The following is a 14,511-nucleotide window of genomic DNA, read 5'->3' as shown; positions in this document are numbered from 1 at the left end:
TAAATTAATTAAAAGAAAAAACCTACTAAACTATTATTTTAGTAGGTTTTTTATAAATGATATATTATTTTCCAGGTTTAAAAGAACTCTTTAATGGTACAACTCTATTAAACACTAATTTATCATCTGTAGTATATTTTGTATCAACAGAGAAGAATCCATTTCTTACAAATTGGAATTTATCTAAAGGTTTTGCATTCTTTATTTGAGTAGGTTCAGCAAATCCTTGTAATATTTTCATAGAATTTGGATTTATTTGCTCTAAGAAGTGCTTTCCTTCATTTTCTGGAGCATCATCAAGTATTAATGGTTCATATAATCTAAATTCACAAGCAATAGCAGTATTTGCTTCTACCCAGTGTATAGTAGATTTTACTTTACGTCCTGTAAATCCTGAACCACTCTTAGTTTCTGGGTCGTAAGTACAATGTACTTCAATTACATTTCCATTTTCATCTTTTATAACATCAGTACATTTAACGAAGTAAGCTCCCTTTAAACGAACTTCATTTCCTGGGAATAATCTAAAGTACTTTTTCACAGGTTCTTCCATAAAGTCTTCTTGTTCAATATATAACTCTCTACCAAATGGTACTAATCTAGTTCCTTTAGTTTCGTCTTTTGCATTATTTTCAAGTTCGATCATTTCAGTTTGACCTTCAGGGTAATTTGTTATAACTAATTTAAGTGGATTTAAAATACCCATAGCAAGAGGAGCTTTATTTTGTAAATCTTCTCTTACAAAGAAATCAAGCATTTGACTATCAACTTTTGAATCAGCTTTAGATACACCAATTTCTGAACAGAATTTACGTATAGCATCAGCAGTATATCCTCTACGTCTGAAACCTGATATAGTAGGCATACGAGGATCATCCCAACCATCAGTAACACCTTCATCAACAAGTTGTTTTAATTTTCTTTTACTCATAACAGTATTTGTAAGATTAAGTCTAGCAAATTCTATTTGTCTTGGAGTAGCTTCCATTTCGCATTCTTTAACAACCCAATCGTATAATGGTCTTTGGTCTTCAAACTCTAATGTACATATAGAATGAGTTATTCCTTCTATAGCATCCTCTAATGGATGAGCAAAGGCATACATTGGGTATATACACCATTTATCACCAGTATTGTGATGAGTAGAGTGAGCGATTCTATATATTACAGGGTCTCTAAAGTTTATGTTAGGAGAAGACATATCTATTTTAGCTCTAAGAACTTTTTCTCCATCTTTAAATTCACCGTTTTTCATTTTTTCAAATAGTTCTAAGTTTTCTTCAACAGATCTATTTCTGTAAGGACTTTCTTTTCCTGGTTCAGTTAAAGTACCACGATATTCTCTCATTTCTTCAGAAGTTAAGTCACATACATAAGCTTTACCTTTTTTTATTAAAAGAACAGCTCTATTGTACATTTCTTCAAAGTAGTCAGATGCAAAGTATAGGTTATCCCAGTCAAACCCTAACCATTTAACATCTTCTTTTATAGAGTTTACGTACTCTACGTCTTCTTTTAAAGGATTTGTATCATCAAATCTTAAATTAACTTTTCCGTTAAATTCTTTCGCAAGTCCAAAATTTAAGCATATACTTTTGGCATGTCCGATATGTAAATAACCATTTGGTTCAGGTGGAAAACGAGTTATAATGCTATCATGTTTTCCAGTTTCTAAATCATTTATAACAATGTTTTTTATAAAGTTAGATGAATTAGTTTCATTTGACATTATATAATACCTCTCAATTTATTAAATTTCTATATAGTACATAAAGGGTACTATAATACATATTATTAATTTTAATCTAAGATGAATAAAAAATAAAGACATAATTACTCGATATTAATAACAAAATAGATATTAAACGCTATATTTAAGATTATTGTACAAATTTAAAAAAAATATGACTATAAAATAAAAAAGGACATAATACATTAGTAGTTATAAAAATATGCTATTTAAAAATTATAATATAAAGGAAGTCGATATTATGAAAAAAGGTATTACAATACTAATTAGTATATTGGTTATATTAGTCATTATAGGATTTGGAGGTTACTATGCACTAACCCCAAATGAACCTATTGACATATCATCAAAAGGTAAAGTTATAACAGCTGATGAAATTCTAAAGGGGTCTTTTATAAAGTCAGGTAACGTATATACTAATCCCCTTAGGATAACTGGTACTATAGCCATAGATGACGAAGAATTTAAAGATATAGTTTATACTATTGCTAAAAATAAAAATATAACAGAGCTTGAAAATATATACACAGAGATTGTAGGAGATAAGATAAAATTTATTTCTCCATATAAAATAATGGGGATAAATAGTCAAGTAGAGGTAAATTTAATACCAAGTATAGAAAATGGAAATTTAAAGCTTACTTTAACAAATGCAAAGGTAGGCAAAATTAATATAAATAATAAAGTTTTAAGTAAAGTGTTAGAAAAAAATATGAATAAAGTACCATTTACAATTAAAGATAATATTATTATAATAGAAAAACAACAAATATCTCCAATGACATTAAAAAAAATCATAATAGAAGATGATAGAATCATTGTAGATTTACAAATAAAAATTAATAATTTAATTAATTTTATAAATACATATGATTTTAAAATAAATGATTTGTAATTATATGTATAATATGATAATATAATTAAATATATTTAAAACTGAAAAAGGGGAAAGTTATGAAGAAGATATATATAGTTACTACATTTACAGGTACACTTTTATCTTGTTTAATCAGAAATATAAGTAAAACCCCATATGCGCATGTATCTATAGCTTTAAATGAAGATTTAAGGCCTATGTATTCTTTTGGACGATTAAATCCTAAAACACCTATATTTGCAGGGTTTGTAGAAGAAAATATAAATGAAGGCTTATATGCTATAAAAACTAATACTATGTGTAGAGTGTACTCGTTAACGGTAACAGAAAGACAATATGAAAAGTTAAAAGAGAATATATATAATGTTAGTATTAATAGAAAACAATATGTATATGATGTGAAAGCTCTTGTATACTTATCTGTAAATAAATCTAGAAAAAAAGATTATAAATATGTATGTTCTCAATTTGTTGCAGATATGTTACAAAGAAGTGAGATACAGATATTAGATAAAGAACCTCATCAAGTTAGGCCAAACGACTTTTATGATTTAGATGACCTAGAGCTAGAATATGAAGGATTACTATCTAAGTATTATGAAAAAGATAAAGTTCATAATATTGGAGAAGTTGTAAAAATATAAAATAAACACCTCTTAAATACTTAAGGGGTGTTTATTTTTTTACAAAATATGTATATAATAGTAATAATAATTAATTGTGGGTGAAAGGAGTATCAAATGAAGAAATTCATACAGACCTATGCAGTAGCAGCTATTATAGTAGCTATATATTCTTTTATTAAATTGCCAGTATTAAGATTAGACTTTTTATCTTTTATTTCAGTTTTAATAATATTCTTTGGAGCAGCCGGAGTATTAGATATGATGCTAGATAAAGGAGAGCACACATCTAAATTAGCAAAATATAACTTTGGTATAGCTATTGTATTAATAATTTTTAATATAGTAGCGCCATTTATAACTTCATCACCAATACTACACGCAAAAGCATATAGAAACTTAATTGGTGAAGTTGAAGAGAGTAATTTTTCAAAAGATGTAAGTCCGGTAAGTGTATCAGATATTCGTTTAGTTGATGAAGATATGGCTATGAGACTTGGAGATAAAAAAATTGGTGAAGATCCAGCTCTTGGAAGTGTAGCTAAACTTGGGCAATTTCATATACAAAGTGTAAATGGAGAATTATATTGGGTTGCACCACTTGTACATAGAGATATAATAAAATGGATAACATCACTTGATGGTACTAATGGATATGTAATGGTATCAGCAAGTAATCCTCAAGATGTTAGATTAGTTCAAGAAATAGATAAAAAACCAGTAAAAATAGTTTATCAACCAGAAGCATACTTATTACAAGATCTTCAGAGACATATGTATTTAAAAGGAATTGTAAATGCAGGTATGACAGATTTTACATTTGAAATAGATGATAAAGGAAAGCCATATTGGGTAACTACTTTATATGAACATAAAGTAGGATATAGTGGAGCAAATGCTATAGGAGTAGCTACAGTTGATGCATCAACTGGAGAAACTAAAAGATATTCTATAAAAGATGCTCCTAAGTGGATTGATAGAATACAACCTGAATCATTTGTAGTAGATCAGATAAATGATTGGGGGTTATATGTTAAAGGATTTTTAAATTCAGTTATATCAGAAGAAGGAGTACTTGTTGCAACAGAAGGTACATCTTTAGTGTATGGAAATGATGATAGAGCATACTGGTATACTGGAATAACTTCGGCAGGTGGAGATGAGTCTACAATTGGATTTATGTTAGTTGACACTCGTACTAAAGAAGCTAAACTTTATAAACAACCTGGAGCTACAGAAACGGCAGCTATGACTTCCGCTGAAGGTAAAGTACAAGAGAAAAACTATCAAGCTACTTTTCCTGTAATGTATAATATACTTGGAAAACCTACATATGTAATGTCATTAAAAGATAAAGCAGGTCTTGTTAAGATGGTTTCTTTTGTATCAGTTGAAGATTATAGTGTATTAGGTCTTGGTGAAAATAAAGAAGATGCTTTAAGAAACTATAGAGAAGCTTTAGCATCAAAAGGTAATTCTATAAAGCTTGAAAATGATGAAACACAGGAAACTATAGAAGGTACTATAACAAGAATAAATCAAGAGGTTCAAAGCGGCAATACATTCTACTATTTAACAATAGATACTGATACTTCGAGAATATTTAATGCAATGTCTAAAGTATCATCAGAGCTTCCTTTAACTCAAGTTGGAGATAAGGTTAAGTTATCTTATCAAAAAGAAGCAAAGGGATTAGTTGACATAAATGAATTTGATAATTTAAATATTTTAAATATTAAAGAAGATTAAATTAAATAATAATGAAAAAATCGCATTTTATATGCGATTTTTTTATGCTTAAACGAAGTGAATTTTTTTATTAAAACTGTAAATTTTAAAGCATTAATTTAATATATTGATACTATAACCAATAAATAATAACTTCGAGGAGATATAGACATGATGGTAGGAGTAGAAAAAGAGATATTAATACTAGTTAGTAAAATTAGATGTATAACTGAATCACAAGTTGGAAAGTTTTTTGGGACAAGAAGAAAATATACGAGAAAACCATTTAAAAAAACATTAAGGAAAATGTGTAATGAGTATACTTTAAGGAAATATCCTTGCAATCTAAATTATTCTGGATATAGAGATAATACTTATATATATTATTTAAATGGAAGTAAAATGTATAAAGGTAAAGAACTAGTTAAAGTAGTAATTGGTTCAGAATTAGCTATAAAACTTGAAACAGGAGGATATAAAGTAAGACGTTTTTATAGAAATGTTAAAGTAGATAAATCCACATATGATTTATTTATAGAGTATGTAGATAATTATAATGATATAAAACAAATATTAGTTGATATAAATATAGATGAAAATTTTAATATATTTAAGTATGATAGAATTGAAGAAAAAATAGAAAAATCAACTATACCATTCTTTGAAGTTCCTAAGATATTAGTAATAACTAAAAATAACAAAGATATAACTATACCAGATAAATTAGATTTAGATATAGACTTTGTTGATATAAATTTAAGTAAACTTTTTAAGGTTATATAAGTTTTAATATTAAATATATAGTAAATTTTTTAGGGAATAAAATCTATAATTATTTTTATGTAAGAATAATTATAGATTTTATTGTTTAAAAAATTAATTTAAATGAGAGTATTAAATGTAACTGACTTTATATATTTTATAACATAAATATTAAAAAATATATAATTAATCTGTTGTGCTAATTATTTTACTAAATATATTGAAATTACTATATAAAGTTTTTGAACTATAAAAGTATAGTTTACTAGGCTCTAGTGTTTTCAATAATCATATTTAACTAACACAACGAGTTAATTATTTATGATGCAGATAAGGTAAAATGATGTAGTACTTTAAGTACTTTCAAGGATAATAGAGTCTAATAGAAATTTGGATGTAAAGTTATTTCATCAACTATATTTATGAGGAGAGTACAATAATTACTTTAGTACAAGTTATCACTACGTTATTTAATTAATTGTATTAATAAGTAGTTAAATAATATTAATTTTACAGGGAATAGTAAATATATTATAATAATTAAGGATATTATCTAAAAAAATACATTTTTAGCCATTAAATCCAAAAAAATGCTATAATTTACATATACGGAGGGATTTTATGAAACAAAAGAAGATTTTAATACTTATGATTATAACAATATTTTTTACTGGATGTTCAGCATTTAAAAAAGATGAATTACTTAATGAAGGTAAGTTAGCTTTAGAAAAACATGAATATACAAAGGCACAAGATCTTTTATCTCAAGTTTTAACTGCGGATAGTACAAATGAAAATGCAAGAAGTATGTATATGCAAGCTGTAAAAATGAATGATGCAGCAGAATATGAAGAAAAGCAAAATTATGATAAGGCAATAGAATGTCTAAATGTTATAGAAAATTTAAAAGGTGGCTCATCAGAAATAAAAAAAGAAGCATCTAAAAAGAAAAAAGAATTTATAAAGCTAAATGAAGAATATAAAAAGTCTCAAGAAGAAAGAAAAGAAAATGCAAAAGATGTATCAAGCAAAGAGCAATATAAATTAGAACAAGATGCATTAAAAGAGAATCAAAAACAAGATGCATTAAAAGAAAAAGAAGAACAGAAAGCTCAAGAGGAAGAAAACAATCAACAAGATAATAAATTAGAAAATACTCAAGGTGATTCTAGTCAAGAAAATACTGGCGAAGTAATACAAACTCCAAGTAATAATCAAAGTCAATCAAGTAATACAAACCAGACTCATCAACCACAACAAGAATCACAAATATAAAGTTAATTGGTTTAATAATATAAAAATAGTGCATTTATTAATAGATGCACTATTTTTATATTTTAATTTGATTATATTAACTTTTAATGTATTTTTCAAGGAAGTTATTAACTGTCGACCAATAAAGTTTTGGGTTAACTAAATCTGAGTTGGCATGTTCCCCGCCTTCTATAGTTAGCTTTTCTTTTTCTGAGTTAGTTACATTATATAATTCATCCATCATATAATATGGAACAAAATCATCCTTGTCTCCATGTATGTATAATATTGGAGTAGTCGATTTTTTTACTTGATCTATAGCAGAAGCATCATTTAGGCAATATCCAGCTCTTATATGTGTAACAATATCTGAAACATTCATAATAGGAAATGCTGGTAAATTAAATAATTGTTTAAGCTGATAGCTAAATTCATCATAAACTGATGTATATCCGCAGTCAGCAACAATAGCTTTTACATTAGATGGAAGTTTTTCTCCGGATACCATTAAAACAGTAGCAGAACCCATTGAAGTTCCATGAAGAGCTATTTCAGATTTAGGATTATTTTTAACAACATAATTAATCCAATTAATTATATCAAATCTATCATCCCATCCCATTCCGATGTAGTCACCTTCGCTACTTCCGTGACTTCTTAAATCTGGGACTAATATATTATATCCCATATCATATAAATGTTTAGCTTTAGAACTTAATAATTTTCCTTCACTTGTGTATCCATGAACTACAATAGCCCATTTATTAGTTTCATTTTCATTTTTTACTTCGTATGCATGTAATTTTAAATTGTCAGATGAAGTTATATAACTATCTATGTAATTAGAATTTTTTAAAAGCCAGTTAACATCAGCTTCTACCTCTAGAGAATCATCATCATCTTCGCCAAAAATCATATCCTTTGAAGTAAAAGGATTTATTGCGAGGTTATAAAAATAGTTACCTACTAATCCACCTACACTTAAAATTACTATTAATAGTAATATAGAAATAGTTAATATTATTTTTTTCTTTTTACTCATAGTCAATCTCCTAGTTTGATATATATAGTATATTACTATAATAATAGTTAATTAAAAATATTGCAAGTCGATTATTTTGAATATCAAATTAAATAAAAATATCTATCAATATTGATAGATATTTTTATTTAATATTTATGAAGTTACTTTGATATTCTTATATGGATTTTATTTTGAACATATTTATCTATTGAAAACTTTATAATAGCAGCTATAGGAACTGATAAAAAGACTCCAATTATTCCAAATAATGATCCTCCTATTAAAACTGCAGATATTATCCAAAGTGGACTAAGGCCAACTTGATCACCCATAACTTTAGGTCCAATTAAATTTCCATCTAATTGTTGAAGTATAAGCAAGAATAAAGCTACCCATACTGCTTTTATAGGACTATAAACTAAAGTCATAACAATAGGGAATATTGCACCTATAAATGGTCCGAAATATGGTATTATGTTTGTTAAAAATACTATAAATGATAAAAATAATGTATTATTAATTTTTAGGATAAATTTAAATCCAATAAAAGCTAAACAACCTATGATTACAGAATCAATAAGTTTTCCAATAATATAATGATAGAAAATATTATGGGATACTTTAAAAAATTCGACTATATTATTAGCTTTGTTTATAGGAAAAAAAGCATATAATAATTTTTTACACCCAAGGCCTATTTTTTCCTTATCATATAGCATATATATAGATAAAATAATTCCCATTATTATATCAAATAGTAATGATGTTATGCTAAAAATATATATAAATAAATCTGAAGATACCTTAGAGAATAAATCTAATAGTTTTGTTAATATACTATTTAAATTATTTTGAAGGTGAGGTATAAGTATTTCTAATACCTGAGATTGAGATAAATATTTATTTAAAAATATATTTAACATATTTATATAATTGGGTATTTCATTTATTAATGTATTTAAAGTATCGATTATAGCAGGTATTAATAGTTTAAATCCAACACTGAATACAAAAGATATTAATATGTATGAAAAAAATATGTTAACAAGTCTATGAGATTTAAACTTTCGCTCTAAAAACATTATCATAGGATTTAAAAGTAATGTTAAGAATATCCCAACTAAAAATGGACTAAAAAAAGACATTAATCCATTGATGCTATCGAGTATTTGTCTTGGGGAATCGATAGCTTTGTATAGGAGTATAGAAATAAATGCTATAAGTATGTAGTATTTTATATTTTCTTTCGAAACCATAATAAACCCCTCCTTAGATAATGTTAAAAACTTCTACTAAATATATCTTATGCAAATATAAGAAATATAGGTATTATATATAAAATAATTTATTAAGAAACTTTTATAATAAGAATATTAACAATATATCTTTTTTTTAGTACATTTAATAAATAAAGTATTTTTATAAGAGTTAATTTAATTAAATAGCAAATTAAATATTTTAATTTTTACTCATATAGATTATATTATAATAATGAAATGAAAATTGCTTTATTAGAAATAGTAATAAAGAAACATTTTAATGTTTATATAATATACAGAAAGTAAAGAGGATTATATTAAAAACTATAAGAGAAAGGTGAAATTATGAGAATAAATAAATATATAGCATCTTGTGGTGTTGCATCAAGAAGAAAAGCAGAAGAAATAATACTAGATGGTAGAGTTACTGTAAATGGAAAGCTAGTTACAGAGCTTGCCTTTAATATAGATGAGGAAAAAGATATAGTTGAAATTGATGGAGAACAAATAGGTGTAGAAAAAAATAATGTTTACATTGTTTTAAATAAACCAGAAGGTTATATAACAACTGTTAAAGATCAATTTGATAGACCAAGTGTACTTGATTTAGTAAAAGATATAGATGAAAGAGTTTATCCTATAGGAAGATTAGATTATGAAACTAGTGGTTTATTAATACTTACTAATGATGGTGATTTAACTTATAAATTAACTCATCCAAAACATGAAGTTGATAAAACTTATATGGCTATAGTTAAAGGTGTACCAAATGCACAAGAAATTAAAAACTTTGAAGAAGGTTTATATATAGAAGACTACAAAACAGCTCCTGCTAAAATAAAAGTAGTTAAAATAAATGAAGAAAAGAACTACTCAATATGTCAAATAAAAATACATGAAGGTAGAAATAGACAAGTAAGAAAAATGTGTAGAGCTATAAACCATCCAGTACTTAGACTGAAAAGATCAGCTATGGGTAAAATAGTTTTAAAAGATTTAGAAGTAGGTCAGTACAGACATTTAACTAAAGAAGAAGTGGCTTATTTAAAAAGCATAAAATAGAGGTGTGGTATGAAATTAGGAAAGTGCTTAACTAAGATTACAGATATAAATAAATTATATTTAGAAAAAGTTATAAATGAAGGTGATATAGTAGTTGATGCTACTATGGGAAATGGATACGATACAAAGTATTTAGCAGAGAAGGTTGGAGAAGATGGTTTTGTATATAGCTTTGATGTACAAGAAACTGCTCTTAAATCTACTAAAAAAAGGTTAGATAAAGAAAATTTAAGCGATAGAGTTAAGTTAATACTTGATGGTCATGAAAATATGGACAAGTATGTTGAAGGAGAGGTAAGCTGTGTTTTATTTAACTTAGGATATCTACCAAGAGCTGATCATAATATAATCACAAAGCCAGAAACTACTATTAAGGCCATTAAACATTCTTTAAATTTATTAAAACCTCATGGAGTTATAAGTATAGCAATATACACAGGGCATGAAGGGGGAATGGAAGAGAAAAATAGTGTTTATGAATTTGTAAAAAATCTTGATCAAAATGAATTTAACGTATTAGAATGTGGATTTATAAATCAAATAAATAATCCACCACAGCTTGTTTTAATAGAGAAGAAAAAAGAATATATAAAATAAATTTGTATAATCGATTGAAAATTATTGATATTTTTAATATATAATTATACAATGTTGGTATAATATTTTATATTAGGCAAACATAATACAAATAAAAATTATATAAACTAAAAGGCATTTTAAAATAGATATTTATGAGATATAAATCTTATTAATATATTTTGAAATGCCTTTTTATAATATTTTGGAATTTGTTATAGAAAAGAGGTAAGTATAGTGGATTAGATATAACTAGCGATTGTTATCTATACTATGTTTTAGCAGACGTATATGTGAAACCATTTATGATGATATAAAAGACAATGCAACTTTTAGTAAGAAGATAAATTTATTAAAAGTAGAATTTTCATATTTAGAAAGTTCTATTTTTTTTTGTAAGAAAATCGTAAGAATTTAGTTAATAATTACGTAAGAAATTTATCTTATTATAAATATATAGTAAAAGTTAATAATCAATATAAATTATAAAAGGATGTGATTTTAATGTATAATACAGTGAGAAGTAATTTATAAAAAGGGGAGATACAATGTATAACATATTAGTAGTAGATGATGATAAGGAAATAGTTGAATCGATTGAAATATATTTAAAAAATGAAGGGTTCAATATATTTAAAGCATACAATGGTATAGAAGCGTTAGAAATTTTAGTAGAAAAAGAAATCCATTTAATATTAATGGATATAATGATGCCTAAATTAGATGGAATAAAGGCGACTATAAAAATAAGAGAAGAAAAAAATATACCAATAATATTAGTATCGGCAAAAAGTGAAGATACAGATAAAATAATAGGATTAAATATAGGTGCAGACGATTATATAACAAAACCATTTAATTTATTAGAACTTATAGCAAGAGTTAAGTCAAACTTAAGAAGATATGTTACTCTAGGCAACTATAATAATGATAATTTTAATAAAGATATATTAAAAAGTGGAGGACTTGAACTTAATATATCAACAAAGGAAGTAAAAGTTGATGGAGAAATTGTAAAAATAACTCCAATAGAATTTAAAATATTAAAGTTATTATTATCTAACAAAGGAAGAGTATTTTCTATAGATGAGATATACGAAAAAGTATGGAATGAAGAAAGCTTTAATGTTGAAAATACTGTTGCAGTACATATCAGAAGGATAAGAGAAAAAATTGAGATTAATCCGAAAGAACCGAGGTATTTAAAGGTGGTGTGGGGCGTTGGATATAAAATTGAAAAATTATAATGGGAAAATATTAAAAAATAAAAGCCTTATATTTAATTGTATTTTTATTTTAGCTATGTTTATGATTACTCAAGTTTTAGGGGTAATAATATGCTTTAAGCTAATAAACATAAATTTAGCGCTTACAATAGGCATAATTGGAATTTTGAATTTTTTATTATATAAGATTTTACTGTTTAATTAAAAAGGAGAGAGTATGAAAGAAAATAAAAAGTTAAAATTTGCTTTTTTAATCACAGCAATGATATCTTTGTCATTAATAGTAGCACTGATACCTGCTTTTAACTTTATTATAAATAATAGTAGAGGTGTTATGACAAGTTATATGCATGAGGATAAAAAGCTTATAGAAGATGATTTTTACAAGAGTAAAGCTTTCGATGAAGCTTTAATTAGACCATTATTATATTGGACAAGTACATCTATAATGGATGAAAATGATAATAGAAATTATGAATTTAAAGAGCATTATGAGAAAGCAAAAGATTCTGCCAAAAAACAATTATCATATATAAAAAATATGAAATATATAGCTATAAATAAAGATACTAATGAGGTTTATTCTAATACTAATTATAAAAGTATAGAAGACTTTAAGAAAAATATAAAAGGTGAATGTGATGTAGACTTATCATCTAATAATGATGTTATTAGCTATACCAAGCAAATCAAAGATGAGATATTTAAAAAGGTAAATGTAAATAAAGAATTAAGAGATGTTTTAACTTACAATTTATATGATTTTGAAGTATGTATATCAATTAATCAAAACTTTGAAAATTATGGTTATTACGATAAGGTTTCAGAGATAAAAAATGATTTTGATAATGAAGTAATTTATTTTAAAATTATAATAGTATCAGCTATAATATCTTTAATATTATTTATAATTTCAATAGTAATATACAAAAAAATGAAATGTGAAGTTTTGGATAGAAATAGTTTTTACTTAAAACTTTATAAAATAATACCTTTAGAGATTTATTTTTTACTAGATATATGTTTACTATGTATTTTACTTGAAACTATAGAAACTGGATATTATGGTTATTATTATGGTTCACTAGAACATTTAGCATATACTTTTATATGGATATTTGGTTTACTTGCAATAGCTTATATATTAAGAAAAGAAATAAAAAGCTTTGATAAACCTATAGAAATATTAAAAACTAGTTTAATAGTTAGATTATTAATATTAGGAAAGAAACAACTTAAGGATATTAATAAAGTAACAAAATCAATTCCACTAGCTAAAAGAGTTATAATATTAGCAGCATTAAGTGTAGGAGTAGGAACAATTGGTTGGTTTATAGGATTTTTATTTGGAAGTACTTTATTGTTATTTTTATTTGGACCAATACTTAGTTTAACTATTGTTGTACTATATGTTTATTACTTAATTAAAAAGCTATCGTACTTAAGTTATATAATGGAAGGAACTGAGCGTATAAAAGGTGGGGACATACATTATAAACTAGATATTATAGGTGATGATAATTTTAGCAACTTAGCAGAAAATATAAATAATATAGGAGAAGGTCTTGATAAGGCAATATATAATCAGTTAAAAAGTGAAAGATTAAAATCAGAACTTATAACTAATGTAAGCCATGATTTAAAAACACCTTTAACTTCTATAATTAACTATATAGAATTAATAAAAAAAGAAGAGGATATAAAACCTGAACATATTAAAGATTATGTAAATGTATTAGATTCAAAGTCTAAAAGATTAAAGGTATTAATAGAAGATTTATTTGAAGCTAGTAAGGCAAGTAGTGGTAACTTAGAGCTTAATATGGAAAAAATAGATATAACTCAACTTTTAAGACAAGCTATAGGTGAGATGGAAGAAAAGTTATCAAATGCTAATTTAGATTTAAAGCTAAGAGTACCAGAAGAAAAGACTTATATAATGGCAGATGGAAAAAAATTATATAGAGTTCTTGAAAACTTATTAAGTAATATATCAAAATACTCACTTAACAATACTAGAGTATATATTGATATAATTGAAGAGGATGATAAAGTAAAACTGACAATGAAAAATATATCATCTTATGAATTAAATTTTGACCCTGAAGAAATAATGGAAAGATTTAAAAGATCCGATGAGTCTAGAAATACTGAAGGTAGTGGGTTAGGTCTTGCTATTGCAAGAGACTTAGTAAATGCCCAAGGTGGTAGATTTGAGATAGATATAGATGGAGATTTATTTAAGTCAGTTGTAGAATTTAATTTAATAGATTAAATATGTAAAAGCTATGAAATTAGAAGAAACTTAATTTCATAGCTTTTTATATTTTTGTAATTTAGAAAATAAGAAAGATAAAATGTATATGAAAA

At 25.3% G+C, this 14,511-nt stretch carries 12 protein-coding genes; 9 read left to right on the top strand and 3 right to left on the bottom strand.

Annotated elements, in window-relative coordinates; translation table 11 throughout:
• Positions 1–64: 64 nt before the first annotated feature.
• Positions 65–1,729, bottom strand: a complete 1,665-nt coding sequence (locus CRIB_RS07295) for a glutamine--tRNA ligase/YqeY domain fusion protein (RefSeq protein WP_180701733.1) — start codon at positions 1,727–1,729, stop codon at positions 65–67.
• A 262-nt stretch (positions 1,730–1,991) separates the two neighbouring features.
• On the opposite strand from CRIB_RS07295, the gene CRIB_RS07290 reads away from it, so the two are divergent.
• The 5 genes from CRIB_RS07290 to CRIB_RS07270 all read left to right on the top strand — a co-directional run bounded on the left by CRIB_RS07290 (position 1,992) and on the right by CRIB_RS07270 (position 7,015).
• A complete protein-coding gene (locus tag CRIB_RS07290) occupies positions 1,992–2,645 on the top strand; it encodes a DUF2140 domain-containing protein (protein ID WP_180701732.1) in 654 nt (217 codons plus the stop codon).
• A gap of 59 nt (positions 2,646–2,704) precedes the next feature.
• Complete coding sequence (locus CRIB_RS07285) at positions 2,705–3,271, top strand: hypothetical protein (RefSeq protein WP_180701731.1); 567 nt, start codon at positions 2,705–2,707, stop codon at positions 3,269–3,271.
• Positions 3,272–3,367: 96 nt separating this feature from the next.
• Positions 3,368–4,999, top strand: a complete 1,632-nt coding sequence (locus tag CRIB_RS07280) for a hypothetical protein (RefSeq protein ID WP_180701730.1) — start codon at positions 3,368–3,370, stop codon at positions 4,997–4,999.
• A 150-nt stretch (positions 5,000–5,149) separates the two neighbouring features.
• Positions 5,150–5,761 carry a hypothetical protein gene (locus CRIB_RS07275; RefSeq protein WP_243633487.1) on the top strand — a complete coding sequence of 204 codons (612 nt, stop codon included), beginning with the start codon at positions 5,150–5,152 and terminating at the stop codon, positions 5,759–5,761.
• A gap of 600 nt (positions 5,762–6,361) precedes the next feature.
• A complete protein-coding gene (locus tag CRIB_RS07270; protein WP_180701729.1) occupies positions 6,362–7,015 on the top strand; it encodes an outer membrane protein assembly factor BamD in 654 nt (217 codons plus the stop codon).
• Between the two features lie 76 nt (positions 7,016–7,091).
• On the opposite strand, the gene CRIB_RS07265 is transcribed toward CRIB_RS07270, so the two are convergent.
• Both CRIB_RS07265 and CRIB_RS07260 read right to left on the bottom strand, forming a co-directional pair.
• Positions 7,092–8,036, bottom strand: a complete 945-nt coding sequence (locus CRIB_RS07265) for an alpha/beta hydrolase (RefSeq protein WP_180701728.1) — start codon at positions 8,034–8,036, stop codon at positions 7,092–7,094.
• A gap of 143 nt (positions 8,037–8,179) precedes the next feature.
• A complete protein-coding gene (locus tag CRIB_RS07260; RefSeq protein ID WP_180701727.1) occupies positions 8,180–9,274 on the bottom strand; it encodes an AI-2E family transporter in 1,095 nt (364 codons plus the stop codon).
• 348 nt (positions 9,275–9,622) lie between these two features.
• Here CRIB_RS07260 and CRIB_RS07255 point away from each other — a divergent pair, with 348 nt between their 5' ends.
• From CRIB_RS07255 to CRIB_RS07240, 4 genes are all read left to right on the top strand, one after another.
• Positions 9,623–10,339 (top strand): pseudouridine synthase, encoded by a 717-nt coding sequence (locus CRIB_RS07255; RefSeq protein WP_180701726.1) that lies wholly within the window; start codon positions 9,623–9,625, stop codon positions 10,337–10,339.
• Between the two features lie 9 nt (positions 10,340–10,348).
• Positions 10,349–10,936, top strand: coding sequence for a tRNA (mnm(5)s(2)U34)-methyltransferase (locus CRIB_RS07250; RefSeq protein WP_180701725.1), 588 nt, complete (start codon positions 10,349–10,351; stop codon positions 10,934–10,936).
• Positions 10,937–11,463: 527 nt separating this feature from the next.
• Positions 11,464–12,162 carry a response regulator transcription factor gene (locus tag CRIB_RS07245; protein ID WP_180701724.1) on the top strand — a complete coding sequence of 233 codons (699 nt, stop codon included), beginning with the start codon at positions 11,464–11,466 and terminating at the stop codon, positions 12,160–12,162.
• Positions 12,163–12,358: 196 nt separating this feature from the next.
• The gene (locus tag CRIB_RS07240; protein ID WP_180701723.1) at positions 12,359–14,416 is read left to right on the top strand and encodes a sensor histidine kinase; all 2,058 of its coding nucleotides are present in this window, start codon (positions 12,359–12,361) and stop codon (positions 14,414–14,416) included.
• Positions 14,417–14,511 lie beyond the last annotated feature (95 nt).

This window comes from Romboutsia ilealis (assembly GCF_900015215.1).
In the GTDB taxonomy this organism is placed as follows: domain Bacteria; phylum Bacillota; class Clostridia; order Peptostreptococcales; family Peptostreptococcaceae; genus Romboutsia; species Romboutsia ilealis.
The sequence above is the reverse complement of the archived record's forward strand: the minus strand, read 5'-3'. Positions and strand labels throughout refer to the sequence as shown.

Excerpts from the sequence above, each read along its gene's own strand:
- CRIB_RS07245 (WP_180701724.1), top strand. The coding sequence starts at position 11,464 with ATGTATAACATATTAGTAGTAGATGATGATAAGGAAATAGTTGAATCG.
- CRIB_RS07240 (WP_180701723.1), top strand. The coding sequence starts at position 12,359 with ATGAAAGAAAATAAAAAGTTAAAATTTGCTTTTTTAATCACAGCAATG.
- CRIB_RS07285 (WP_180701731.1), top strand. The coding sequence starts at position 2,705 with ATGAAGAAGATATATATAGTTACTACATTTACAGGTACACTTTTATCT.
- CRIB_RS07250 (WP_180701725.1), top strand. The coding sequence starts at position 10,349 with ATGAAATTAGGAAAGTGCTTAACTAAGATTACAGATATAAATAAATTA.
- CRIB_RS07255 (WP_180701726.1), top strand. The coding sequence starts at position 9,623 with ATGAGAATAAATAAATATATAGCATCTTGTGGTGTTGCATCAAGAAGA.
- CRIB_RS07295 (WP_180701733.1), bottom strand. The coding sequence starts at position 1,729 with ATGTCAAATGAAACTAATTCATCTAACTTTATAAAAAACATTGTTATA.
- CRIB_RS07280 (WP_180701730.1), top strand. The coding sequence starts at position 3,368 with ATGAAGAAATTCATACAGACCTATGCAGTAGCAGCTATTATAGTAGCT.
- CRIB_RS07265 (WP_180701728.1), bottom strand. The coding sequence starts at position 8,036 with ATGAGTAAAAAGAAAAAAATAATATTAACTATTTCTATATTACTATTA.
- CRIB_RS07260 (WP_180701727.1), bottom strand. The coding sequence starts at position 9,274 with ATGGTTTCGAAAGAAAATATAAAATACTACATACTTATAGCATTTATT.
- CRIB_RS07290 (WP_180701732.1), top strand. The coding sequence starts at position 1,992 with ATGAAAAAAGGTATTACAATACTAATTAGTATATTGGTTATATTAGTC.
- CRIB_RS07270 (WP_180701729.1), top strand. The coding sequence starts at position 6,362 with ATGAAACAAAAGAAGATTTTAATACTTATGATTATAACAATATTTTTT.
- CRIB_RS07275 (WP_243633487.1), top strand. The coding sequence starts at position 5,150 with ATGATGGTAGGAGTAGAAAAAGAGATATTAATACTAGTTAGTAAAATT.